The organism is Nitrospirota bacterium (genome assembly GCA_016195565.1).
In the GTDB taxonomy this organism is placed as follows: Bacteria; Nitrospirota; Thermodesulfovibrionia; order Thermodesulfovibrionales; family UBA1546; genus UBA1546.
In genome coordinates, this window is record JACPZK010000020.1 from 22,335 (window position 1) to 47,060 (window position 24,726).

27 protein-coding genes are annotated in these 24,726 nt (G+C 43.3%); 10 read left to right on the plus strand and 17 right to left on the minus strand.

What is annotated here, in order from left to right:
* Both HY035_06780 and HY035_06785 read left to right on the plus strand, forming a co-directional pair.
* Entirely contained in the window at positions 1–642 is a 642-nt protein-coding gene (locus HY035_06780) for a hypothetical protein (GenBank protein MBI3378086.1), read from the plus strand.
* A gap of 249 nt (positions 643–891) precedes the next feature.
* The gene (locus HY035_06785) at positions 892–1,077 is read left to right on the plus strand and encodes a DUF433 domain-containing protein (protein ID MBI3378087.1); all 186 of its coding nucleotides are present in this window, start codon (positions 892–894) and stop codon (positions 1,075–1,077) included.
* Positions 1,078–1,089: 12 nt separating this feature from the next.
* Here HY035_06785 and HY035_06790 read toward each other — a convergent pair whose 3' ends face one another.
* The gene (locus HY035_06790; GenBank protein ID MBI3378088.1) at positions 1,090–1,587 is read right to left on the minus strand and encodes a hypothetical protein; all 498 of its coding nucleotides are present in this window, start codon (positions 1,585–1,587) and stop codon (positions 1,090–1,092) included.
* 210 nt (positions 1,588–1,797) lie between these two features.
* Between HY035_06790 and HY035_06795 the strand changes: the two genes are divergently transcribed.
* The 4 genes from HY035_06795 (at position 1,798) to folP (ending at position 5,196) form a co-directional block, all read left to right on the plus strand.
* Positions 1,798–1,980 carry a hypothetical protein gene (locus HY035_06795; protein ID MBI3378089.1) on the plus strand — a complete coding sequence of 61 codons (183 nt, stop codon included), beginning with the start codon at positions 1,798–1,800 and terminating at the stop codon, positions 1,978–1,980.
* Between the two features lie 74 nt (positions 1,981–2,054).
* Positions 2,055–3,578, plus strand: coding sequence for a DEAD/DEAH box helicase (locus HY035_06800; protein MBI3378090.1), 1,524 nt, complete (start codon positions 2,055–2,057; stop codon positions 3,576–3,578).
* Between the two features lie 18 nt (positions 3,579–3,596).
* Positions 3,597–4,289, plus strand: coding sequence for a DUF3047 domain-containing protein (locus HY035_06805; GenBank protein ID MBI3378091.1), 693 nt, complete (start codon positions 3,597–3,599; stop codon positions 4,287–4,289).
* 61 nt (positions 4,290–4,350) lie between these two features.
* On the plus strand, positions 4,351–5,196 hold the full coding sequence (gene folP / locus HY035_06810) for a dihydropteroate synthase (protein MBI3378092.1): 846 nt from the start codon (positions 4,351–4,353) through the stop codon (positions 5,194–5,196).
* A 35-nt stretch (positions 5,197–5,231) separates the two neighbouring features.
* On the opposite strand, the gene HY035_06815 is transcribed toward folP, so the two are convergent.
* The 3 genes from HY035_06815 to HY035_06825 form a co-directional block, all read right to left on the minus strand.
* Complete coding sequence (locus HY035_06815; protein ID MBI3378093.1) at positions 5,232–5,471, minus strand: DUF1161 domain-containing protein; 240 nt, start codon at positions 5,469–5,471, stop codon at positions 5,232–5,234.
* Between the two features lie 64 nt (positions 5,472–5,535).
* On the minus strand, positions 5,536–7,251 hold the full coding sequence (locus tag HY035_06820) for a hypothetical protein (GenBank protein MBI3378094.1): 1,716 nt from the start codon (positions 7,249–7,251) through the stop codon (positions 5,536–5,538).
* 141 nt (positions 7,252–7,392) lie between these two features.
* Positions 7,393–9,180 carry a phosphoenolpyruvate carboxykinase (GTP) gene (locus HY035_06825; protein ID MBI3378095.1) on the minus strand — a complete coding sequence of 596 codons (1,788 nt, stop codon included), beginning with the start codon at positions 9,178–9,180 and terminating at the stop codon, positions 7,393–7,395.
* 166 nt (positions 9,181–9,346) lie between these two features.
* Between HY035_06825 and HY035_06830 the strand changes: the two genes are divergently transcribed.
* Both HY035_06830 and HY035_06835 read left to right on the plus strand, forming a co-directional pair.
* Positions 9,347–10,045: a site-2 protease family protein gene (locus tag HY035_06830; GenBank protein ID MBI3378096.1), complete on the plus strand. Its 699-nt coding sequence runs from the start codon at positions 9,347–9,349 to the stop codon at positions 10,043–10,045.
* Between the two features lie 227 nt (positions 10,046–10,272).
* Positions 10,273–12,078 carry a HAMP domain-containing protein gene (locus HY035_06835; GenBank protein ID MBI3378097.1) on the plus strand — a complete coding sequence of 602 codons (1,806 nt, stop codon included), beginning with the start codon at positions 10,273–10,275 and terminating at the stop codon, positions 12,076–12,078.
* Positions 12,079–12,186: 108 nt separating this feature from the next.
* On the opposite strand, the gene HY035_06840 is transcribed toward HY035_06835, so the two are convergent.
* The 10 genes from HY035_06840 to HY035_06885 all read right to left on the minus strand — a co-directional run bounded on the left by HY035_06840 (position 12,187) and on the right by HY035_06885 (position 20,468).
* A complete protein-coding gene (locus HY035_06840; protein MBI3378098.1) occupies positions 12,187–14,505 on the minus strand; it encodes a response regulator in 2,319 nt (772 codons plus the stop codon).
* Positions 14,492–14,935, minus strand: a complete 444-nt coding sequence (locus HY035_06845) for a chemotaxis protein CheW (GenBank protein MBI3378099.1) — start codon at positions 14,933–14,935, stop codon at positions 14,492–14,494. The genes HY035_06840 and HY035_06845 overlap by 14 nt, the downstream gene beginning before the upstream one ends.
* Positions 14,932–15,297, minus strand: a complete 366-nt coding sequence (locus tag HY035_06850) for a response regulator (protein ID MBI3378100.1) — start codon at positions 15,295–15,297, stop codon at positions 14,932–14,934. The genes HY035_06845 and HY035_06850 overlap by 4 nt, the downstream gene beginning before the upstream one ends.
* Before the next feature lie 13 nt (positions 15,298–15,310).
* Positions 15,311–16,594, minus strand: a complete 1,284-nt coding sequence (locus HY035_06855) for a response regulator (GenBank protein ID MBI3378101.1) — start codon at positions 16,592–16,594, stop codon at positions 15,311–15,313.
* A complete protein-coding gene (locus HY035_06860) occupies positions 16,594–17,478 on the minus strand; it encodes a DUF3365 domain-containing protein (protein MBI3378102.1) in 885 nt (294 codons plus the stop codon). Before HY035_06860 ends, HY035_06855 begins: the two co-directional genes overlap by 1 nt.
* A gap of 46 nt (positions 17,479–17,524) precedes the next feature.
* Entirely contained in the window at positions 17,525–18,064 is a 540-nt protein-coding gene (locus tag HY035_06865) for a hypothetical protein (protein ID MBI3378103.1), read from the minus strand.
* 184 nt (positions 18,065–18,248) lie between these two features.
* Positions 18,249–18,437, minus strand: a complete 189-nt coding sequence (locus HY035_06870) for a hypothetical protein (protein ID MBI3378104.1) — start codon at positions 18,435–18,437, stop codon at positions 18,249–18,251.
* 15 nt (positions 18,438–18,452) lie between these two features.
* The gene (locus HY035_06875; GenBank protein ID MBI3378105.1) at positions 18,453–19,505 is read right to left on the minus strand and encodes an arsenic resistance protein; all 1,053 of its coding nucleotides are present in this window, start codon (positions 19,503–19,505) and stop codon (positions 18,453–18,455) included.
* The gene (locus tag HY035_06880) at positions 19,486–19,917 is read right to left on the minus strand and encodes an arsenate reductase ArsC (protein MBI3378106.1); all 432 of its coding nucleotides are present in this window, start codon (positions 19,915–19,917) and stop codon (positions 19,486–19,488) included. Before HY035_06880 ends, HY035_06875 begins: the two co-directional genes overlap by 20 nt.
* A gap of 23 nt (positions 19,918–19,940) precedes the next feature.
* Positions 19,941–20,468, minus strand: coding sequence for a thermonuclease family protein (locus tag HY035_06885; GenBank protein MBI3378107.1), 528 nt, complete (start codon positions 20,466–20,468; stop codon positions 19,941–19,943).
* 136 nt (positions 20,469–20,604) lie between these two features.
* Between HY035_06885 and HY035_06890 the strand changes: the two genes are divergently transcribed.
* On the plus strand, positions 20,605–21,096 hold the full coding sequence (locus tag HY035_06890) for a hypothetical protein (GenBank protein MBI3378108.1): 492 nt from the start codon (positions 20,605–20,607) through the stop codon (positions 21,094–21,096).
* Positions 21,097–21,114: 18 nt separating this feature from the next.
* Here the strand turns inward: HY035_06890 and HY035_06895 are convergent, their stop codons facing one another.
* The 3 genes from HY035_06895 to bioB all read right to left on the minus strand — a co-directional run bounded on the left by HY035_06895 (position 21,115) and on the right by bioB (position 23,981).
* Positions 21,115–22,086 carry a diacylglycerol kinase family lipid kinase gene (locus HY035_06895; GenBank protein ID MBI3378109.1) on the minus strand — a complete coding sequence of 324 codons (972 nt, stop codon included), beginning with the start codon at positions 22,084–22,086 and terminating at the stop codon, positions 21,115–21,117.
* A 45-nt stretch (positions 22,087–22,131) separates the two neighbouring features.
* A complete protein-coding gene (locus HY035_06900; protein ID MBI3378110.1) occupies positions 22,132–22,869 on the minus strand; it encodes a 6-carboxyhexanoate--CoA ligase in 738 nt (245 codons plus the stop codon).
* A gap of 152 nt (positions 22,870–23,021) precedes the next feature.
* Positions 23,022–23,981, minus strand: a complete 960-nt coding sequence (bioB, locus tag HY035_06905) for a biotin synthase BioB (protein ID MBI3378111.1) — start codon at positions 23,979–23,981, stop codon at positions 23,022–23,024.
* 164 nt (positions 23,982–24,145) lie between these two features.
* Here bioB and HY035_06910 point away from each other — a divergent pair, with 164 nt between their 5' ends.
* On the plus strand, positions 24,146–24,601 hold the full coding sequence (locus tag HY035_06910; GenBank protein MBI3378112.1) for a GatB/YqeY domain-containing protein: 456 nt from the start codon (positions 24,146–24,148) through the stop codon (positions 24,599–24,601).
* The last annotated feature ends 125 nt before the right edge of the window (positions 24,602–24,726 follow it).

Here is a 24,726-nt window from a genome sequence, read left to right on the forward strand (position 1 = left end):
ATGATGAGAAAATTTATTTTAACTCTGGTGCTACTTTTACTGCCAGCAGTTTGTTGGAGTGATGAATATTATGAATTCGTAAAAATTACTTGTGCAAAGGAAGTCGGATTTTTGGAGATACATTCGACAGGAATGTCCAATATAGGTGATTTTGTAAAGAGAGATTTTTCTTTGAATATAAATAATCTCAAAAATCTTGAAAAGAGATATGGTTTATATTTACTATGGCCCGGCGATACAATAAAACAAAAATGTGTGCTTAAGGAGAAGACAGTTAGGATTGAAATTAGACGTGATGAATCACGAGCACATGGACAATGTGCTGCAAACCCGCTATCTTACATTAGTCTATGGATTAATAACGAGGAAATAATAAGCTCTGTTAAGTTTGGTGATATAACTTCTTGTTTTCCCCCATATATTAAAAAAATAACTTTGCAGGATAGTGCAGGTGACCTTTCCTTGTTGTTGCTTATTGAAGGAACTGATGCCTACAGTATAGAACATTTTATAGCACCGTGGGAACGAGGGACGATGAATAAGTCTATTACGGACGATTATATAGAAGCTATCATGCAAAAGAATACGGAAAAACTAGAAAATTCCATAAAAAATAAAATCAAAAAACAAGGAGGACAATGAAAATGGCACTCACAGGACTATATACAGAAAAAGAAGATTTTGGGTTAACTCTTCAAAAATCATTTATGATTATACAGGTTTGCATAATTGAGTTTTCAGTGATATAGATTATGTTTCAGCATTTAGGAGAAAAAACGAGGGACAGCGACCGCTTTTTTGAATACGATCCTCACTTTTTTAAAAGGAGAGGACTAACAACCCTTCTCTATGTCCAACGCTTTTATGCTAAAATGAGGGCAGGAGGTGAATATGAAATTTAACAGAATAACTGTTGACCCTGAAGTCTGCTCCGGCAAACCATGCATCAGAGGCTTGAGATTTCCTGTTTCCAGAATCCTCGGACTTTTGTCTGCCGGTGAGACAAAAGAATCCATATTAAAGGCTTATCCATATCTTGAACCACAAGACATAGACGAAGCTTTGGCATACGCTTAATCTAACCGCCAATCACTCATCATAATGCTTTTCTTTGACCGCAAAATAAATCTTTCCATTGCGTTCATGCACATCAACCTCTATGGATTCCCTCGGAGATAGAGGCCTGGCGAATGTGAGCAAATAACCTATTGTCTTTTCTTTGTATTTTACTCCCTGTATAGAGACGTTCTTGAAATCGCCTGCTTTTTCCATAAAGGTCAGCGCATCATCAAACGTAACCTTGGCAGTGGTTATCTGCCGGGAGTACGGTACAATTTCCACGTCGGTTTCAGGGCTTTTCAGGAAAACAGCCCTTAACCTCTCGCCTATGCCGGAGCTGTAAAGATACGCCGTGTAAACAACTTTAGGCACTGTCTTGTAATCATCTATGTTGTAAGTGGTGACTGTCTGCACACAGCCTGCGATCACTGCCAGCGATAAAATACCTATGATGCTTAATCTTATAACGCCAAATCTTTTCATGGTCCTGTCTCCTCTTGTTCCCATGCTTTTTAATTCACTATACACTGATAATCATCCACTGTCAAACCCCCTGCGTCCTTGACTTTTACACGTAATAAACATGATACTCTTAGAGAAGGTCAAGGAGTATTTTGTTATATCTAAACCGCGCAAAATCCTGCGCTTGCTGGTTTTTTTATGACACTTTCTCCCTTACTTCAAATCACAGTCCGTGAGGAATAAACAAACAGTGACAGCTAACTGAAGGGAGATAATTTGGCAAAACACGGAGGAGCATTTAAAAGCGAAAAGAGAAAAAAAGAATTGGTGCGCCAGAAAAAGCAGGAAGAAAAGCGGCAGAGGCGTTTAAAGAAAGATATAGGACAGGAACAAGGCGCTGAAGCAACAGTTTCCGATCAGAAGGATGAGGTTGCATTGCCTGCTATTCAAGATGCTTAAAGGAGAATAATTAAGTGTATAAAAATTTCAATGAATTTGGCATTTCAGACAAGGTAATCGTCTCGCTTTCAGAGATGGGCTTTGAAGAGCCCACTCCAATACAGAAGATGGCAATCCCGCCGGTTCTGCAGGGAAAGGATATTATTGGCCGGGCACAAACAGGCACAGGCAAGACAGCTGCCTTTGGAATACCGCTGATAGAACAAAGGCCCGAGGCAAAAGGAAGGTATCCCTACGCAATAGTTCTTGCGCCAACGCGGGAACTTGCTGTTCAGGTATCGCAGGAAATCAATAAGATGGGCGCGAGAGCCGGCGTTGTCTCGCTTCCGATTTACGGCGGACAATCCATAGAACTACAGATAAGGAGCCTGAAGAGAGGGGCAGAGATTGTGGTTGGCACACCGGGAAGGGTGCTGGACCATATGAGAAGGAAGACACTCGTTCTCAAGGATATAAAGACAGTAGTTCTTGATGAGGCAGACGAGATGCTGAACATGGGTTTCATAGAGGACATAGAGAAAATCCTCGGCGGAATACCCGGAGAAAGACAGACGATGCTCTTTTCAGCCACCATGCCGAAAGAAATTATCCGCATTTCAAAAAACTACATGAACAAACCTGTGCATGTGGGCGTGGATGCGAGCGAGATGGTTGTCGCCAAGATAAAGCAGGTATTTTACGAGGTGCGCGAAGAAGACAAGATAAAGGCTTTAACCCGCCTTCTGGATGTTGAAGGCCCCGCGCTTACTCTCGTATTCTGCCATACAAAAAAGGAGGTGGATGAAGTCGCGGGAAGGCTCCAGCAGATGGGCTATCCTGCAGGCGCAATCCACGGAGACTTCACTCAGAGCCACAGGGACGAAATGATGCGAAAGTTCAAGGGCGGAGACATAGACATCCTCGTTGCCACAGATGTTGCGGCACGCGGACTGGACATACCTGATGTTTCCCATGTCATTAACTTCAGCATTCCGCAAGACCCTGAGGGCTACATCCACAGAATTGGCAGGACAGGCAGGGCCGGCAAATCCGGCATTGCGATAACGTTTGTCACTCCCCGGCAGTACCGCCAGCTAAAGCTCATAGAGCAATCGGCAAAGACGCAAATAAAGAAGGCAAAACTTCCGAGCAGAGAAGAAGTAAGAAAGGCGAAGGAGGAAGAGCTTGCTGCGGGTGTTGAAGAGATTATAAAAGAAGGCAAACACACTCATTTTTATGACATGGCAAAGAGGCTCTTTGAGAAATACTCTCCTGAGGACGTCTCAGCAGCGGCGCTGAGCATGCTGCTTGATACAGAGGATATGCAGGAGATTGAGGAGCCGGGAAAAGGATATGCAGGACAGCAGAAGGATTCCGTGCGCTTATTCATGACAATAGGCAAGATGGATAAGATAAAGGTGGGAGATATAGTCAAATCAATCTCTGCAGAAGCGGGTATTCCAGAACGGAAGATCAGCAATATTGCGCTTTTTGACAAGTTCAGTTTTGTAGAAGTCCCGGCTGACCTTGCCGACAGGGTTATCAGCGCCATCAACGACAGCATCATAAAAGGAAGAAAGGTCAAAATCCAGCACGCCAAGAAAAAGGAGAGGAGATAATTATCTTAAGAGGAAGTGATGAGAAAATATTTGCAGATATGCGCAGTTGGAATTGTTTTCTCAGTATTGGCGGGTGTTTTATTTGTAAAACTCAGTCTTGCTGATATTCAGTCAATAGTATTTGGCTTTAACGGCAAAATTAACAGCAACGGCATTGCTTCTCCGTGGAAGTTAAAAGAAAAATACGGCGCGGCTGATGTAAAGATTGTCTCTGACAGCAGCGAGAAGGTTGTTCAGCTTAAATCCGACAATGCCTCTTTCTCCATAGAAAGAGAGGTTAATGTGGATATCAAGAATTACCCGTATCTCGCATGGAGATGGAAGGCTTTAAAACTGCCGCCTCATGGAGATGTCCGCAGCGGAAAAACAAATGATCAGGCGCTTCAGCTTCTTGTGGCATTTGAAGGCCGCAAAATACTCAGTTATATATGGGACTCAAATGCGCCTGAAGGCACGGTAGCTGACGAGTCTATTGCATGGCCTGTCAGCCTGAAGGTGAAGGTGCTTACTGTGAAAACAGGGACTGCGGATACAGGCAAATGGTTGACAGCCACAAGAAATGTGTACGATGATTACAGGAAATTATTCAATGAAGACCCGCCTCTTGTAAAAGGCATCAGAATTCAGACAAATTCCCAGCATACGGAAAGCATAGGAGAGGGTTATGTCGGGAAGATTGTATTCAGCAAAAATCTGTCTGTAGCAAGATAGGACTAAAAAAGGTGAAAATGAGATTAATTAGAACGTCCCCATTTCCGTTTCATAGCTGAATATGAAGATTACATGGCAAAGTTTCTCTCTGGATTTTTCTAAAAAAACCTGTCTCATGGGCATTCTGAATGTCACGCCTGATTCTTTTTCAGACGGCGGGCAGTATTTTAACAGAGGGCTTGCGATTAAAAGAGCGCATGAGATGGTTGAAGAAGGCGCTGATATCATTGACATCGGCGGAGAATCAACAAGGCCCGGCTATGAGCCTGTTCCGCTTGAAGAAGAGATAAGCCGCACAATCCCTGTAATAGAAGCGCTCGCAAAAAATATTAAAGTTCCTATATCAATAGACACATACAAGGCAGAAGTTGCAAAGAGGGCTTTGGATGCAGGAGCATCAATTGTTAATGACACAAGCGGGCTGCGGTTTGACCCTGAGATGCCGAAGGTTGTTTCTCAATATAAAGTCCCTGTTGTTATCATGCACATAAAAGGGACGCCAAAGAATATGCAGGTAAATCCAACATATGAGGCATTGATTCCGGAGATTATGGATTACTTCAGAGAAAGCATAAGGCTTGCCGTTGAATCAGGAATTGCAGAAGAGAAAATTATCATAGACCCGGGAATAGGTTTTGGTAAGACATTTGGGCACAATCTTGAGATAATAAAAAACCTCCGTGAATTTACACTACTTGAAAAACCATTGCTCGTAGGCCCTTCAAGAAAGGCATTCATAGGAAAGATTCTTGGCGATGCCACTGCATCAGAGAGGCTTGAAGGAACTGCGGCTGCGGTTGCAATTTCAATTTTAAACGGCGCAAATATTATCAGGGTTCATGATGTTAAGGAGATGAAAAAGGTCGCGCTTGTTGCTGATGCGGTGAAGAGGGGGAGCGTGGATTAACACCCAGAATCAGCAGTAGTGTCAAAAAGACAATATTACTTCCCCCGTTTATAGATAATCTTCTTAGTCCCTCCGTCGCAGGTTCCGACTACTTTTCCGTCCTTGACATCCGCGGCTTTTTCATTCGGAACGATTTCAAGGCTGAATTTCTTTACTCCTTTTGCCTGAATCTTGGCGTCAATCTCTGTTAGGAGTTCTTCACAGGGTTTCCTCTGCGCAAATGCAGGAGTTGCAGCGAACATCAATAAAACAACAGCGGCAATCAAGTTTTTCATCTTAAACCCTCCTCTTATTTTTATTGAATTTTAGGAGAAAGCTAACAGGCAAGTCAAGAAGAAATCACGCGGAGATTTTCCATATCAGTTCAAAATTACATATGATGACTTCGGGCTTGCCGGAATCATTTTTCATAATGTCCCCCTTATTGTCTATTGCCAGCAGGAGGTCGTTGGTTTTCAGCAAGGAGCCGTCATATCCGGCATTCTTTAATTTTTCTTTTACCTCATCTAAAAGTTTCTGACATTCTGATTCATCAATAATACCTCTGTAAGCCGCCTTGTAAAGGTCTATCGGAGTGTATAAAGCATCGCTGTGCTCGGCAACCCACTGGTCAGGCCCGTTGTAATAACCCCTGATTGTTATGTAGTTATGATTCTCCTGAAGAATGGGATTGCCTTCAGGATCAAGAATGCTTTTGTGGAACTCATATTTTCTCAAATCAGTTGACGGCTCTATCTTTGCGCTTCCGGTCATGTATATAGCCCTTACATAAACGCATGGGATCCCAAGCCGGTTAAGTTCATAGGATAAGGCAAATTCTTCAAAGGGGCTGTTTATCCCGAATTGACGGATCTTGGGATTATAGCTGCCGTTTTCCTCTATGTTATGCATTTCACCTACACGGGAAGTTTTCCAGACGAGGTGAATGTTGTCTTTTGTTATCGTATAGAACACTTCCTTTGAAAATGACAATCTGATGGAAGGAGTTTTCCTCCATCTTTCAGGAAGGAAATAATCGAACAGATGCGCATTTTTCCCGACAACCCACAACCTGCCTCCGGTGCTCTCTGCGTGTCCATAAATATAGGGCACTCCGAAGATTTCTTTATAAGACAGATGAGAGGGCAAAGGAGTCGGTGTGAAACGGTTAAGCTGGTCATCGAGATATGAATATCTTCGGGAAGATTTAACCGCATCTTCATGTTCAGGTGTGCGTGAGAGAAGCTCATAATCAACCACAGAATATTTGCCTTCATTCAGCAGTTGATACAGCAGTTCTGTCTGTTTCCCCGGAGCGTCTATATCCTGAGAGCCGCCGATTTTTTTGATGCGCTCGGTATTCTCTTCACTGATTATGATATGTTCCGGCTTCATATCGGCAACGAGGTATCCTTTTTTGTTTAGGTCGCCTATCCCCTTGTAATTGATCTTTTTTAGATGACTTACAAGCTCGGCGCTGTCCACATTGATAAGTTCAAAAACTTCGATAAGATTTTTGCCTTTAATCCATTCGTAGATGAGTTTGTATTGTTTTAATATGTCCAGATCAATGCCCGGATGCTTGACCCTTATGCGGTTGATTTTTTCGCGCGACCTTCCGCTCTGCCACAACTGCATCTTTTCAGGAGGCACATAAATAGCCATGGGCCGTTGCGTATTAACCCGCAGCTCCTTCGGGCCATAGATGTTTTCACGCATCTCTGTGACAAGGGAAAACTCTTCCCACGGGCTGTTGAATTCAGCATCGCAGAATTCTTCCAGAGTGTGCGTATCCAGAGGGACATCCTCTCCAACACGGCAGTTCTTGACTACGAGGTCAAGGCTTTTACCTTTAACCTCTTTTGTAGGAACCCTGTAAACAGAACTTGTGCCTTTAAGCCTAATCTTGTGTTTGTCGAACCAGTTCTTTTCATACCAGTTTGTGATATCAAAATGTTCTTCATAGGGTTCGGCAAAACGCGTGAGATACAGGTCTCCGCCGTCGCTGGTTTTTGTATGGACATACACAACGCCCAATACATTGACGAGAGATTTCTTTGATAGTGTTTTTTCCAAAGGTTTCCTCGTTGTCATTGCGAGCGTAGCGTGGCAATCTTTCTTTTGAGATTGCTTCGTCAGTCGTTACGACTTCCTCGCAATGACAATTGGCACGTTTGTGTTATATTTAGATCCTTTTCAAAAGCAGACAGAGCGATATTATCCAAGGCGCTCCGCAAGTTCCTTCAACTGTTTTTTAAGCCTCTCAGGCAGACGGCTGCCGAATGTTGCAAAATGTTTCTCAATATCCGGTATCTCAGCCTTCCACTCATCAAGGTCAACCTTCGTAAGCTCTTCCATGTTTTCAGCAGATAGCCCTATGCCATTAAGGTCAAGGCCTCGATCCACAGGCAATAAACCTATAGCTGATTTCTTTGCGTCAACCTTGTTGTCTGTGCGTTCGCACATCCACTTAAGCACACGGCTGTTGTCGCTGAATCCGGGCCATAAAAATCTTCCATCATGGTTTTTCCTGAACCAGTTAACATAGAAAATCCTTGGGGCTTTAGAGCCGAGCCTGTCGCCCATATTGAGCCAGTGCTGAAAATAATCACCCATATTGTAGCTGCAAAAAGGTTTCATGGCAAAAGGATCCCTTCTCAAATTACCAATTTCTCCGATATTGGCGAATGTGGTCTCGGAGGCTGCTGTTGCGCCGAGGAATACACCGTGATCCCAAGAAAATGCTTCATATACAAGCGGGACAACACTGCTCCTTCTTCCGCCGAATATAAAAATATCTATAGGAACGCCATTCGGGTTTTCCCAGTCCTTGCAAATCACCGGGCACTGGGACGCAGGCGCCGTAAAGCGGGCATTAGGATGTGCCGCATCACCCTTGCTTTCAGGAGTCCAGTCCCGCCCCTTCCAGTCAATGAGATGGGATGGGACATCGTCATTGATTCCTTCCCACCACACATCCCCGTCATCTGTAAGTGCGCAGTTAGTGAAAATAACATTCTCTTTCAGAGTATCCATTGCCATAGGATTAGTGTCATAAGAAGTGCCGGGAGCCACGCCAAAGAAGCCGTTTTCAGGGTTAATGGCATGAAGGCGTCCGTCAGCGCCGATCTTCATCCACGCAATGTCGTCGCCGATGCATTCGCATTTCCAGCCTTTGATTGAAGGCTGCATCATGGCTAAATTAGTTTTACCGCAGGCAGATGGGAATGCAGCAGCAATGTGATACTGCTTTCCCTCAGGATTGGTGAGTCTCAGTATGAGCATATGCTCTGCCATCCAGCCTTCTCTTTTGGCGACAGCAGATGCTATTCTCAGCGCAAGGCATTTTTTGCCGAGCAGGGCATTGCCGCCGTAACCTGAACCAAATGACCATATCAGATTTTCCTCAGGGAAATGGCTTATGTATTTTTTCTCAATCGGAGCGCAGGGCCACTGGACATCCTTCTGTCCCTTGGCTAATGGCGCGCCTATAGAATGGAGGCAGGGAATAAAATCCTCACCTGCATTAAGAAGTTCCATGACTCTGGCGCTTACGCGGGTCATGATATGCATGTTTATAACAACATAAGGGCTGTCTGTAACCTCTACCCCTATCTTTGAGATTGGAGAACCTATCGGCCCCATTGAAAAAGGAATCACAGACATTGTGCGTCCCTTCATGCAGCCTTTGTATAGCCGCTTCATGGTGTCTTTTAGCTCAATTGGATCAATCCAGTTATTTGTAGGGCCTGCCGCATCTTTTGCGGATGTGCTTGTGAATGTGCGGTCCTCAACGCGCGCCACATCGCTTGGGTCAGAGCGGAAAAGATAGCTGTTAGGCCGCTTCTTAAGGGGAATGGCGCTGCCGCTTGCCATCAGCTTTGACAGCATGAGGTTATATTCTTCCTTGGTCCCGCTGCATAAGTAAATGTCATCGGGCTGGCACATCTCCGCAGCTTCTTTAATCCAGTTGTTCAGTTTTTCATTCTTTGTCAAAGCAGACATAAATTTTTCTCCTTTAAGATGTATGATGCTATCACCGAAATATTTTTTAAAAAAGAGGTTACCTTCAGCGTCAGCCAATATATTTAATTATACGAATTATGCCATCAGAAAATCCAGAGCCATGGGCAGCCAGTTTATTTAGTTGAAGAGCTTAATTGACTTTAACATGCAAAACTATTATATTAAAAGCCACTTTGAAAAAATTATTATACAGGTTAATATTTTGGATTTTACAGATATAATCCGGCAGATAGTCCTCCTTGCTTTTCCTGTTCTCATAGCAGTTACATTTCATGAGCTTGCCCACGGTTATGTTGCAGACAGGCTCGGCGACCCGACTGCACGGCTTGCAGGAAGGCTTACGATTAACCCGTTAAAACATCTTGACCCGATAGGCACCCTGGTATTTGTTATTACGAGGATGATTGGATGGGCAAAGCCTGTTCCTGTGAATCCGTATAATCTTAGGAACCCGAAAAAGGATATGATTTGGGTGTCACTCGCAGGACCGGCGACTAATCTGATTATTGCTGTTATCGCGTCTGTTATTTACAGGCTGCTGCTGAGTTTCCCTGTTTCACCATTCAGTCCGACGGGGCAGACAATTCTTGTTCCGCTGATTCTGATAGCTAAACTAACTGTTACGATTAATATCGGACTCGGGGTTTTTAATTTAATCCCTGTGCCGCCGCTTGATGGAAGCAAGATATTAATGGGACTATTGCCTCACAGGCAGGCTGCTGCTTACAGCAGAATTGAGCCTTACGGTTTTTTTATCCTGCTCGGGCTTATATTTCTGCGAATTACAGACTACGTCATAGTCCCGATAATAATTCTCATAAGATACCTTCTTTTAGGGCAATAAGAAATCTGTTAGTGTTTAGCAAGGAGATACACTTCAACACACTATAAGACCGTCCTGGAGGGAAAAGCAAATAACATCGAAGATTTTCAGCTATGTTTCGAGTTCGGATAAAAACTCAGTAAACTCCAGCGAATATTCTATTGACAAGCCTTTAATAGTATAGTAGTATTTATCAATGATTAAGACTTTCAGCTTTGAATCAATTAAAGAATGGATAGGGAGGTAGTATGGTAAAGCTGAGTATTACCAAGAAGTTTTTTATTATTGGTTTGATAATGGTAGCCGCATTTTTTGCGGCAATTGGAATTACCCTTATAGCAGCAAGGGATATAAATGACACATTCAGGGATTTTGTTCAAAAGGAACAGTCCCTGCTGATATCACTTCACAGCATGCACGCCTTTGGGCTTCAGGGAGCCGGTTCTACAAGACAGATAGTTGTTGCGCCGAATGATAAGGCATCCGTAGATTTTTATAAAAAGGCTAATGATGAGTTTGTAAAAGCTAACGAAGAGGCGCTCAGAGTTGCTCCGCCGGAGATAACCGCGGAATTAAAAAACATCTCATCTGAATGGAAGGACCTGCATAAAATAAGATTACAAATCCAGAGTCTTGCTATAGAAGGAAAACCAAAAGATGCGATTGCACTCCTTACCTCTGCTGAAACGCCGAAGTGGCGAAGTTTCAGGGAAAAAATCCTTAATATGATAACGGTACAGAGAGATAAGGCCATGACAACCCAAAAACAGGTGGAATCTCTGACATATGAAAGAATGCTGTTAAGCGTAATTATTGCTACAGCTGCATTACTGATATCCGGGGTGATCTTCTACCTGTTTATCTTCAGGCAGATAGCACGCCCTATTCGTGACCTCACTAAGGTAGCAAAGGCTATGGGTGAAGGAGACTTATCCAGAAAGATTAGGTGGACGAGGGGTGATGAACTTGGCGAACTGGCAAAGACCCTTAATGATGCCATTGACAGGCTTAAGGGATTCGTCCAGAGCGAGGAAGAAAGAACCATGTCCCAGGAAAATATCATTAATTTCTTGAACCTCTTAAGCTCTGCCTCTGAAGGAGACCTTACTCAAAAAGCTGAGGTCACACCTGACATCTTTGGCTCCATTGGAGACGCCTTTAATCTCATGGTAGAGGGCCTCACAGACCTCATCGAAAAGGTTAGAAGCTCAGCTCAAGATGCCAACATGAAGAGTTCAAAGATATTGAGCGTCCTTAAGGAAATGGAAGAGAATTCCGAGATACAGACTGTCGAGGTCAGGCATGCAAGGGGGGCTGTAGAGGATGCTGCTCAATCTGCAACAGATATTACTGAGAAGACCAGACAGGCGCGAAAGATTTCTGAGATGGTAGTTAAGGCGATATATAAAGGTAATAGATTAGTGCTTGAATCCATGGACGGAGTGCAACTCATAAGAGTTACTGTCCAGGCCATAAATAAAAGGATGAAGTATCTTTCCGAGAGGTTGATGGAGATCGGAACAATCTCACAGCTTATCACAGAGGTTGCGAATAGAACTAACCTCCTGGCCATAAATGCATCCATAGAGGCAGCCAGGGCGGGTGAGCAGGGCAAGGGTTTTGTTGTTATAGCTGAGGAGATCAGATCTCTTGCTGAAAGGGCTACAAAATCCACAAAACAGATTGGAGAGATACTAAGCGCCATACAGCTGGAGTCTGCAGGGGTTACAAAGCACCTCGAAGAAGAGACCAAATATGTTGAGATGGAGACCAAACTTGCAACAGACACAGGAGCTGCCTTCAAAGAGATAGATGCCTCCATAAAAGATACGGTAACAGTTATATCAGAGATTGATACATCTGCAAATACCCAGAAAGAACTCACATCCAGGGTCATCCTTTCCACGGAAGAGGTCCAGAGGATAACCAGAGAGATGCTGAACCTCGTTAAGGATGTCTCGAACATCTCGGCGTCCCTTTCGGCCACATCCAATGTCCTCATATCTTCTGTTGAACGATTTAAATTACCTGAAACAGAGAAGGTTAAGGTATAATCCAAAAGAGGGATTGCTTCGCCTTCAGCTCGCAATGACAAATTAAGTGAGAACGGTTACTTTTGTCATTGCTTCGTCGTCCCGATTTATCGGGACGACGAAGCAATCTCAGGCGAGATCAACTGCAGATAGGTGTTTTCTCAAGATTTCTGAGAGAGACTTCTCGTCAAAGGGCTTAACAAGATAGTCTTCTGCACCGCTTTCCAGCGCCTTTTCTCTGTGTTTCTCAGCGCTTCTCGATGTAAGGACAATGACCGGTATCTCCTTCAATCTTTCTGAACTCTTTATCCTGTTTATCAGTTCATAGCCATGCATCACAGGCATTTCGAGGTCTGTGATAATCATATCGACTGGTGTATCTTCGAGTATGTTCAACGCCTCAACACCATTGGATGCGCTGTAGACCTTAAAACTCTTTGCCTCAAGGAAGGCGCTTACATATTTTCTAACACTCAGGGAATCATCAACAATGAGGATCCTCCTACCCCCATAACCTTCATCAGCCATAGGCCTGATGGCGACAGGCAGGATCTGTTCTTCAAATATCCTTATAGGGTTAATAACAAATCTCGCCCTTCCATTGCCTGATATGGTCGTCCCGGAGTAAATATATAATCCTCCCAGGAAGCGATTCATTGGCTTTATTATGGCCTCTTCATGCCCTATTATCTCATCAACAATCAAGCCGGCCTTTTTGTCTGCAACATTGCATATAATTACAGGTCTGTTTGATCTATCTATCATGCTGACAGTACCAAACATCTCAGAAAGATTCTTGACATGAATCTCCCTATCCCTGTAATTTATCATCTCAGGTCTTCCATCTTCGGACTTAACATCTATTTCTATTATCTCTTCGATCAGACTTGCAGGTATCACAAACTCTATATTGCCGGAACTGAAGACTATCACATTTGTTATCGCAAGAGATGAAGGGACACTTAACCTGAATGTTGTGCTGCTGCCGACATCCGTATCCACTGCAACTGCACCACTAATGGCAGAGATCTGTCTCCTTACCGCACTCATCCCGATCCCTCTGCCTGATGCCATATCAGCGATCTCTGTGGTTGTAAAACCAGGCACAAAAATCAACGAAAGAAGCTCTTCTACTGAAGGTTTGTTCTCGATATTTAATAGACCCCTTTTAACAGCTTCCTCAAATAACCTATCCGTATTGATGCCCCTGCCATCGTCGTTTACCTCTATAACAATGGAATTTCCGTCTCTCCTTGCAGAGAGGAGAATCAACCCCTCCTCTTTCTTTCCCTTCTGCAACCTTTCATCTGACTTCTCTATGCCATGGCTTACGGCATTTCTTATTATGTGCATGAGTGGATCAAAGAGCCTCTCGAATATCACCTTGTCAATCTTTGTATCACCACCTGATATAAGGACTTCAACCTTTTTGTCATCTTGTCTTGCCATATCTTTTATGGGTCTGACAAAACGTTTAAGCAATCTGCCTATCTCTATCATCCTGGCCTCAGAAATGTCAGACCTCAGAAGCTTTATCATGTTACCTATTGTCTTAACATCATCACCGAATGAATCAAAGAAAACGGAAAGCCCTTTCAGCGCCTCGGTTATATCATTTGTTATCTCCTGAAGTTTTCTTGAAAAGAGATTCAGGTCATCGTATCTGTCGAATTCAAGTTCGCCAAACTCTGAGAGGAGGGGATCGATATATTTCAGATTCCCCGGTACGGAGGGCGCAGAGTAGGCATACCTTTCAGCAAAGTTACTGACCTCTTTAAGCAGCCTCCTCCCTGCAAAAAATATCTCATCCGATATCTCGCCGGTCTCCTTTGACCTCTGTAAAAGATAATTCTTCTTTATGGATATTTCACCTATGAGATTCAGCATCTCTTCAACCTTCTGGACATCAACCTTGACAAAATTGTCTGAGAAGAACTCGAAGTCTTCCTTCCTTCTGCCAACTGCATCACGTTTTTCAGGAACTGCCGATATTGCAGGCTCCGGAGCAGCAGGAATCTCTTTAATCACCTCATCAGGAGTAGCAGCCTCTACCTTTTCACATGCCATCACCTCATCGATCCTCTGTAGCACCTGCTGTTCAACCCCTGCATTTTCACCCCTGCCTTCTACGATGTCCTGAATAAGCCCCTTAATATTGTCGAGGATGTATGACAAAAGCTCAACAACCGCGCTGCCCGGCCGTGATATCCCATCCTTCAGATCCTCGAGTATATCCTCCATCTTATGGGCTATGTTACTCGTGGCCTTGAGTTTCAGAAGGGCTGCTGCACCTTTTAGCGTGTGGGCTGTCCTGTAGAGGTCTTCTATAAGAGTGCCACTATCAGGGGCGCTCTCAAGTTCAGAGATTCCCTTATCAAGGGTGTTTATGTGGTCCTCTGCCTCAGAAAGGAAGTATTTAAGCAGTTCTGAACGGTCAAACTGTGCCATAATGGGGCTCCTTTACGCGAAAGGCCTGGAAAAAACTCTTTACGTGTATTATATCATCAGCAGGGATATCAGAGCCAAAGGTGACAAAGTATGGGAGCGTTTCAGAGATAAAACCTATATTTTCGTTTATAGTCTCTCTAAGAAGTTCAACCTCAAGATCGACAACGACAAGCTTGGCATCACTATATTCAGGTTTCCCTGCGGGATAAATCTTTGATAGGTCTATTGCAGGGACTATCCTGCCGCGGATCGGAACTACCCCGTATATATATTCGGGTGCCGTCGGAACAGGATACAGGGGATTTAGATCGACAATCTCTCTCACATGTTCTACAGGCAGAAGGAAATCCTTCTCGCCTACCTTGACGACACAGTAGGTAGATTCTTCTATTGTTCCTTCGTCGATCTGGTTTTCAATCTCATCCTTCATGGATTCAGGTGTTTCTTTACTGCAAGCAGCAGGTCTATGGGTTCACATGGTTTTGTCAGGTATTCATCCGCCCCCTGTTTTTCGCCCCAGAGCTTATCACTCATCTGGTCCTTTGATGTTAACATGATTACGGGGATACTCTTCAACCTTTCGTCTTTCTTAATCGCCCTGCATACCTGAAGCCCGTTTTTCTTTGGCATTATAACATCGAGGATTATCAGGTCAAAGGGCTCGTTTTTGACCATTCTCTCTGCCTCTTCCCCATCCATCGCAACTGATAGGTCATGCCCTGTATCAGCCAGCACAGACTTTATATACTGGAGGTCTGTAGCGCTGTCCTCAGCAATCAGAATCCTTGCCATTTAGCCTCCTCATTTATTTTTTCTTTAGAATTCCAACCTTTGTCAGCGTATAGAAAATCCTTTTCGCTTCTCTCTCCTCTATGGCGCTCTTTTTTATTATATCTCCGAGGTTTCTTTTTCCATCAACGAGAGAGAATATCTTCAGTTCATTTTCATCGAGATTGATATCATCTACCGCTACATCTGTCAGAAGCCTTGTAAGAACGATGCCGTTATCCTGGAACATCTTGGCTGCAAACCTCTTCTCATCAACTCTTCTTGCACCTTCTAAAATGAGATGAGAGGCCTTGACCCTTAAAGGTATGTCTGAGAAATTTTCAGGAATCGGCATCTTCTCAAAGAAGAAGTTCCCTGCCTCGAGCTCCATCGTCGAGTAGATGGCATCGTCTATACGCTCCTTTAAGATAGCCATAATCTCGTCTTCAGAAAGGATGCCCTCATTCACAAAGGCCCTGAGAATGGGAACCCCTGTCGCCTTCGATGCCTTAAATGCTCGGTTAAATACCTTCCTCGGGATGTTCTTTCTCTTTTCAAGCAGGTCTCCGGAAAGGAACCCCTTTCCCTGCTTACTCGTTGAGGCGTAAACTATACCTCCTTTATCAAAATATATTTCTGAACTTAGAACAGGTGAATAGATAGATAGTTTTCCGGTTGCTTTAGCGGTATCGCTTAACTGAAAAATATCGAAAAGACTGAAATCAGAAAGATCTCCCGACAAGGCGATGCCAGGCGCTCTAATTACCCCTGTCTGCTTCAAAATATCCGCAATGCTTTTCTGAAGCAAGACAGGAAACTCCTTGTAAAAATATCTTCGTATTATCCTGTCAACAGTCTCACCAATATCAGATGTGTAAACTGCCCCTGCAATATCGGGTGCAATATCGGGTGCCTCCATCGCCTCGGATACAGATGCATCCCCGGCCCTCTGTGATTGGACGATCGAGTTCACCTTCTCGACGAGTTCATCGGGTTGAAAGGGCTTTATAAAATAGTCCACCACACCGAACTTCTCTGTGAACTTCTCTCCCACATCCTCGCCCTTTGCGGTGATGAGTATAACAGGGACATTCTTGAGGAATCGGTTGTTTCTCACCATTTTACAGAACTGATAGCCGTTCATCCTCGGCATTATAAAGTCAACAAGTATTACTGAGGGCAGTACCTCCTCGGCGATCTTCAGGCCCTCCTCCCCGTCTTCTGCTGTATAAACCTTATATCCCTCTTCCTGAAGGACAATCTCAGCCAGTTTTCTTACAGTGGGGCTGTCATCTATAACAACAACTTTTCCTTTACCCATCACTTTTTCCTCATAATAGCCATCGCCTTTGCAAGGCTTACTTTCATCCTTGTGAAGGCATCTGCAATAGTCCTTATCTCATCATTGGTATTGACAATAAACTCTTTATCGAACCACCCTCGACTTACCTTATCCGCCACATCCGCAAAATGTTCTATTGGTTTAATTATACTGGCTATAATCAATCTGTCGATGACAATTATCACCACAAAGAAGAATACGCTGTATATTATAGAAAACAGGACAAGGGCCTTTCTTGCATTCTGTATCGGGACGTCAGCAGGTACATAGACGGCAGCAACAGTCTGAATCTCGCCCACCTTCCAGCCATAACCATTGGTTGTCCCATATTTCTCCTGCACCTCAGGAGGCGCAAATGCAGGGTCACCGTGGCATCTGAGACAGTCCGGTTTTACCTCCACCGGCCTCATTACCACATAGAAGCTGCTTGCGCCTATCTGTTTATAACCCCTCCATTCCTTTGTTAGTTTGCCTGCCCGAAACCCTTCTATTTTCTCCCTTTCAAAATCATCGGCCTTGTATACGAGGTTCAGGGGATTAAGGGTTGCCTCCTTAAAGGAGTAATTCGGAAGCTTTTCCCTGATCCTTTTTTCTATACCCTTTGCCACAAAGGTGGCAGACATAGCCTCAACAACGAACTTGGTTGGCAGCTCTTTGGTGACCACAGGCCTAAGGACTTCGCCCGTGTATTTCCTTGCTCCTTCCATCGCAGCCAGCATGATATTTGACTCCTCAAGTATCTCCCTTACCGCATTCTGTTTAAGAATGTAATAACTCCCCAGAATTATAACGGGAAGAGAAAGAACATAAACAATTAGCATAATGACTGTAAACCTTGCCCTTAACTTAAGGTTTTTAAGCATTCAATGTTACCTCCCTTATTGAGCTTACACGCCATGATAAAGTTTTTTATTTTATCCCCCTTCTATATTTTGCCCTAAAGGCCTCCTGTTGTTTAGCAGGCAGCTCCTTTATAAGAGACTCTAATAAATAGGAATAATCCTCCGATGGCATGGGTTTCCCCCGGCTGGAGGATATTTCAGAGAAGATATTATCTACAATCATTTTCCCTATAGGTCCAATTAAATCTATAAACTCTTCTTCAACATCCGTAATCACGGAAGGCTGGATGTTGACACCATGTGTTGAAGGTATTCCTGCGTCAACCTCCATAGCACTCATTCCTGTATGCGCTATAAGCTTCTCAGTTAAAGGTGTGCTGGATTTTGTGGGGGGTTTCACGCCCCTTACAAAGAAATGCTCAAGCGGAACTATGCTGTCTAATTTCTTAAGACATTCTTCATCTTTGCACGTGCCAAGATTTAGAGAGACAACCTCACCGCTGCCGAAATAAATCTTAAGGAGATGGCTTTCACCCTCTACTTTAATCGAAAGAAGCCCTGAATCCTTTGTCCGTATATATTTTGTTATAATATCCGATAGATTCATCAGCCTCCTTAAGCATCTTTAAATTGAGGGATCATAACCTAAAAAATACTTATCAGTCCTGATTCAACAGCCCCATAGGCTTTTTATAGTATATATGGTAACTACTACAAGTTGGAAAGTCAAGGAATGCTATAACAATAATTGCGAAGAGGAAACTTTCTGTAAAGGAGGAGTGACGACAATACTACAAATTAAGCAATGCTAACGCTTTTCTCAGTAAACTAAGCCCCTTTATCTCCTCATCTATCAATGGGAACCGAAGCACAGGAAGGTTAAATTTCTTATGGCTTTCCATCAGATACCGCATCTGCATTATCAAACGGCAGGCTCTTCTTGCCGTTTTTATGAAGCAGATAGGCATTTTGTTTTCCATAAATGCCTATCTGCTCTATATCTTCTCTTTGAATAACTTGTGACCGGTTGATTTTGCAAACCATACAAGGGAAAGCATTACAGGCACTTCAATCAGAGGGCCTATAACCGTTGCGAGCGCGACGGTCGGGTTAAATGCGGTAATCGCTATTGCGATTGCTATCTCAAAGTCCCTCCCTGTTGCGTTAAATCCTACAGCTACAGAATCCTTGTAATTAAGTCCAAGCTTCCAGCCTGTAAGGTAAACGACAACGAACATAATCCAGAAAAAGAGCGTCATCGGAATTGCCAACTGCACAATAAACATCGGTTTTTCAAGAATCAAGTCTCCTTTCAATGCAAACATCACAACCAAAGTGAATAAAAGCCCGATGATTGACATCGTATCAAGATAAAACTTCAGCTTATGGAACCACTCCTCGCCAAACCTTTTTACTCCTAAAAACCTTGTCAGCATTCCTGCAATAAGCGGAATGCCAAGGTACAAAAGTACGCTTTCGCCAACAACCCATACATCAAAATCAACATCGCCTAAAAGTAGTTTTGCATAGACAGGAATCAATATCATCTGAATTATGGAGTTCAGCGCAACCAGTATTATTGCCAGCGGCCCATTGCCTGCTGAAAGGTAGGTGAATACAATAACCATTGCAATGCACGGAGCGAGTCCGTAAAGGACAAGCCCGGTGTAGAGGTCGGGTTCACCGCTCAGGAATATTTTTGAGAGCAGGAGCATAAAAAACGGCGCGACTGCATAGTTAAAGAACATGACGATGAGCAATTGTTTCGGAGATTTTGCAGCCTTTCCCAAATCCTCAAACTTGATATTTGCCATAGCCGGATACATCATCATAAAGAGACCGACTACAACACCAAGTGCAAGGATATTTGGTATGGTGAACTCATAAGCGCCGTGAAATATGAATTTGATAGCAGAAATCGGAGGTGTGAGTTCAAAGTTTGAAATCCCGTACCACTTACCGACGGCAATGCCGATAATCATACTTGCGATAACAAATACCGGCAGAAGCCTGAAGTTGTGAAGTTTTTCAAACAATCCTCTGAGCATCTCTTACCTCCGCAATAAATTTAATTATCCTCTCTTTTATCGCAGCTCTTGTTTTTCTGAATTCATTTATGATTTTCTCCTCCGAACCGATGGTCCCCACAGGGTCGGCTATCGGCCAGTGGATGCGCCTTATCTCAGGAGGAGTCCATGGGCATGATTCCTCAGCGCTGCCGCAGAGAGTGATGACAATATCCATTTTTCTCAGGAGAGATTCGTCTATGCTTTTTGATTCTTGTTTTGATATGTCTATCCCTATCTCTTTCATTACCGAAACAGCTCTTGGATGCAAACCTGCAGCCATAAGCCCTGCGCTGAATGGTTCTATTAAGCCGCTACCGAATTCCCTTGCAAGCCCTTCTGCCATCTGACTTCTGCAAGAATTCCCTGTGCACAGAAACATTACTTTAAGCATTTCCACCTCTCTATGTATTTATTTTACCTGTACGGGTGTTTTTTCCTGTAATCGCCCGGACTTTCTTTGAACCCATTGCTGTTCCATATCCCCCGTCTATGTTGTCTTGCCTCATTTTCTGCCATTCTCAATTCATCAACATATTTGATATTTGGCGGGATGGTTAGCAGCACAGCATAGCCGTCCTTAACCATTTGAATGTTCAGCATTTTTCTGTCAGGCGTGAATATGTAACATAAGAGGCGGCCGTATTTGTCCCTTCTTTCCACATCAAATTCAAGGATGACTGTCCGGTTGGAAGCTGTCAGCATTTTTTCAAGGTGCTTTCTTGCTTTTGTCCCCCACGGCTTTTGTTTGATTTCCGGAGCATCCATGCCTATCAATCTTACCTTTTCCTTCCTGCCGTTTAGAATTACGCTTACAGTATCACCGTCATGTACCTTTATAACTCTGACGTACCCTTGATCGTCAAATGCAGGGGAGTTGTCGTAAATGCAAAGACCGGGAAGCAGCATTGCAATTAATATTGTGAATAGTGTGCTTGTCTTCAAACATCTTCTGAGCATGTATTAATTATAGAGCATATATGGGCTGAAAAGAATAATCCTTGATAATATCAATCTATTTAATGATAGAATATCTCTGATGGAGAAGAGGAAGACAAAGAGTATAAAACAGAGATTTTTTATGGCGAAAGAACTGCGCCTTTCAATTTCGCTCATAGTTATCTGGTCGCTTCTTGTAGGAATCATCTTTGCGTATTTAACCAAAGAGCTTGGAGCGAGGGTAGAGCACGGAGTTTTTTCTTTTATAGCAGTGTTTTTGGGTTATGTGATTATTGTTGTTATATTAGCCCTGTTTTTCACGCACAGGTTTATCGGCCCGTTTGAGAGATTAAAGATGGAGATGAAACTTGTACTGACAGGCAATTACCACAGACGGCTTTCCGTACGCAACAGCGATGACTTCTATGTCAGGTCGTTTGTTTTAGAAGTGAACAAGATGCTTGACGAGTTTGAAAAGAAGTCTTTTGACAAGGAAGGATTCCGTAAAAATATTGATGCTGAATTGCTGCATGTTATGGCTCTTATTGAGAAGGAGCATGTTTCAAAGGATAAACTGAGAGAAGCCCTTCTTTCATTCCATGAAAAAATGGAAGCATTGTTAAAGAAGAAGTAGCAAGGGATAACCCCTTGTCTAATATACCAGCCTCATCGCATCAGGCACAATCTCAATTCTTGCCGGTGTCATGCCGAAATAATCTCCGTCTATCTGTATGTGGGCATTGCCAGTTATTTCCATATTTTTTATCTGCAGGTATGTTATATCCTTAAATTTCAGATGTCTTTTTGTAATTATCCCTGAGACATATCTGAAAATATTCAGCCGGTTTTTACCGTGCATAATGAAGGCATAAAAATCGGCGTTCTTTATATCTGCATCAGGCGCAATCCTGAAATTGCCTGCGTATTTTGATGTTTTACAGATTATCGCAGAGTATCCTTCGCAGGATTTGCCGTCCATGGTGAAGGTCAATTTATCAGGCGCCCATCTCATCAGCGTCTTTAAACCGCTCAGAATATATGCTCCTTTTCCTGAGTATTTTTTAAGCCCCTTCTTTATTCCATAAACTGTTTCGCCGTCATAGCCGATTCCAGCCATCAGTAAAAAGTGACGGGTGACGCCTGCCCCGCTTCGCGGAGCGAGGCCGGGGGGTGAGGGGGGATTACTAGTTATTTTCCCAAGGCAGATAGTATGTATTTTGCCATTCAGGGCAATATCAACAGCCTTCTCTACATCTTCGGGTATGTTGAGTTCTTTAGCAAGGACATTTGTTGTTCCGAGAGGGAGTATCGCCATTGGTATGTTGGTGCAGGCAATGCCGTTAATCACCTCATTGTACGTTCCATCACCGCCTGCGGCGATGATTAAGAGTTTAGAGTTTAGAGTTATGAGTTCTAAGTTTTTATCATTTCTTAACTCTGAACTCTTAACTCTAAACTCAGAACTAATTTGTCTTGCAAATGACTCAGCATCGCCTCTTTTTCCGGTCAGCAGCATCTCAACATTGTGTCCCTTGTTTTTAATAATTGCTGTTGCTTCATTGATTTTCCTCAGAGCATTCCTGCCTGCTGCGGGATTGCCTATAAGGAATATAGTTTGTTTCATCTGTATTTGCGAGATTTTTTTGTTTCCCCCTCTGTTTTTTATTGATTATATAATGATAGCAGGTTTTCTTTCCAAATAAGAGATTAAGCCGGCAATATCAGCAGTTTCCCTGATAAAGAATACCCTGCCTCCGTGCATTTCCTTCACTCTCTTGATATTCGGTATCCTCAGATAACCGAATTCCTTTGATGCGATGTAACCGGTAGTATAATCAGGATCATCTGAGATGCAGGCCTCTGCGATAACATCACGGCATGATGCTGCCTTTGATGCAAGAACTAAAGCCTCTTTCACCCGCCTGAGGCGGGTTGTATTTATCTTTGCTCTTGACAGTTTTTCTGATAGATTTTTTTCAGTTGATTTCTCAATCCCCATTCTTGAGACTCTTACGCCTCTTTCCTTGTCGGGTTCAACGCGTGCTCCTGATTTCAGGAGTATCAGCGATGCGCCCCGCATTGTCTTTTTTGAATTCAGAACAACAAATCCATTGTCAATGGCTTTTTTCGAAATGCCAAGAGATTGCAATTTCTGTGTTATGATTTCCCTTGCTTTCTCAGGAGAGTTGCATTTGAAAGTTGCGACAGGCAGCAAAGGGATTGTTTTTGGCTTCTGCCTTATCTTTTCAATTGTGATTACAATCTCGTCAGGTTTGCCTCTGGAATGGGTTAACGCCCTTTTGATATATTCACCGCAGACCTTTGATATTTCGGATTTTTGGCATATTCCTTCAGCGCCAGAGATGTGGATGTCGCTCTTTGCCGCCCTCATACGAATGCTAAACATTTAAAAATCTCCATCTTGCTCCTTGTCATTCCCGCGAAAGCGGGAATCCAGAAAAACATCAATACTGGATTCCGCATCAAGTGCGGAATGACAAATAAGATATCAGGTCGAGAATGAGCGAAAAGCTAATCCTATCGCCAAGCTTCCTATTCTCAAATTTTCAATCCATATTGCCTTGTTAATTTTAAATCATCCTCAAATGTCCTGCCTGTTGTTGTAAGATAATTTCCTGTAAGGAGAGAGTCTGCTCCTGCCATAAAAACCATTGAATTAAATTCCCCTAAAACCTGCATTCTTCCCCCACATATGCGTATTTCTTTTTGCGGAAGAATAAACCTGTAAAGGCTCACAATTTTTAGGGCTTCAAAGGGATTGAGCAGGTCCTGTTCTCCCAGCGGCGTCCCCTTAACAGGTATAAGATAGTTTATCGGAACAGAAGTTATGGGCAGTTTTTTTAGCGTAAAAGCCATGTCAATCCTGTCTTCCCATGTCTCACCAATTCCGAATATACCGCCTGAGCAGACAGAAAGTCCGGCAGCTATTGCAGCATCTATAGTTTTCAGCTTATCACTGTACGTGTGGGTTCTGCATATTTCAGGAAAAAACCTTTCGGATGTTTCAAGATTGTGGTGGTATCTCTCAAGACCGCTGTCCTTTAGAAGTTTAAGTTCATCTTTGTTCAGCAACCCGAGCGTTGAACACGGCAAGAGCCCAATTCCCCTGATATCTTTTATCATCGAACATATCTCTTTCAATTCGTTTTTCCCTATCTTTCTTCCGCTTGTGACAATGCAGAATCTTTTTACGCCTGCATCTCTCGCTTCTTTTGCCTTTTCAATCACAGCGTTCTTATTGATGAGAGGGTAAATGGCTGTTTCAGTCTTGCTCCTTGAAGACTGGGCGCAGTAAGAACAATCTTCAGGGCATGCGCCTGATTTTGCGTTGACTATTGCACAGAGGTCCACAGAGTCTCCTCTGAACGTTTGCCGTATTCTGTTAGCTGCGGCAAAAAGGTCAAACATCTCTGTTTTTGGGAGTGCGCTTATTTGAACGGCTTCAGTTTTTGTTATAGCGTGCCCGCTTATAACCCTGTCTCTCAGGCTGTCAATCATGGGTTATTTTTTCGGAAAGGCGCATGAATTGTCAACTAAAAGGCAATTGTCGGTTTACATAAGGATTGATAAGAATTGTAATATTATTTGTGGAGCGCTGCCTTAATTAGAGATATTGCGATTGGTGTATACTAAAAGACAAAAACATTAAGGAGAATAATTGTATGGACATTTTAAAGAAGATAAACGAAGACCTTGTGACAAGCATGAAGAGCAGGGCTGGTGAGCTCATAGTTTCCACGCTCAGGATGATAAAGTCGGCTATAAAAAACGCAGAGATAGCAAAGCGCGGAAAAGGCGAGCTTACTGAAGAGGATATTTTAGGCGTGCTTTCTACAATGGTAAAGCAGCGCAAGGAATCTGTCGAACAATACCAAAAGGCCGGAAGAAATGATCTTGCAGATAAAGAAAATAAAGAGATAGGCATTATTCAGGTATATCTCCCTGAGCAGCTTTCTCCTGAAGAGGTTGATGAAATCATTAAATCAACAATTCAGGAGGCAGGGATTACCGGCATGAAGGATATGGGCAGGCTGATGAAGGAACTCATACCTAAACTTAAAGGCAGGGCTGACGGCAAACTGGTAAGCCAGCGTGTAAAAGAGATTTGTAGGGTTTGACGAAATTAGGAACAACTGGTAAGTTAGTCCTCCGGAAGGAGGAAGCAGATGGCAAGAAAGAAATGGAGCGCAGAAGAGAAGCAGAAAATGGTATTGGCAGGCTTGAGGAATGAGGCGTCAGTAGC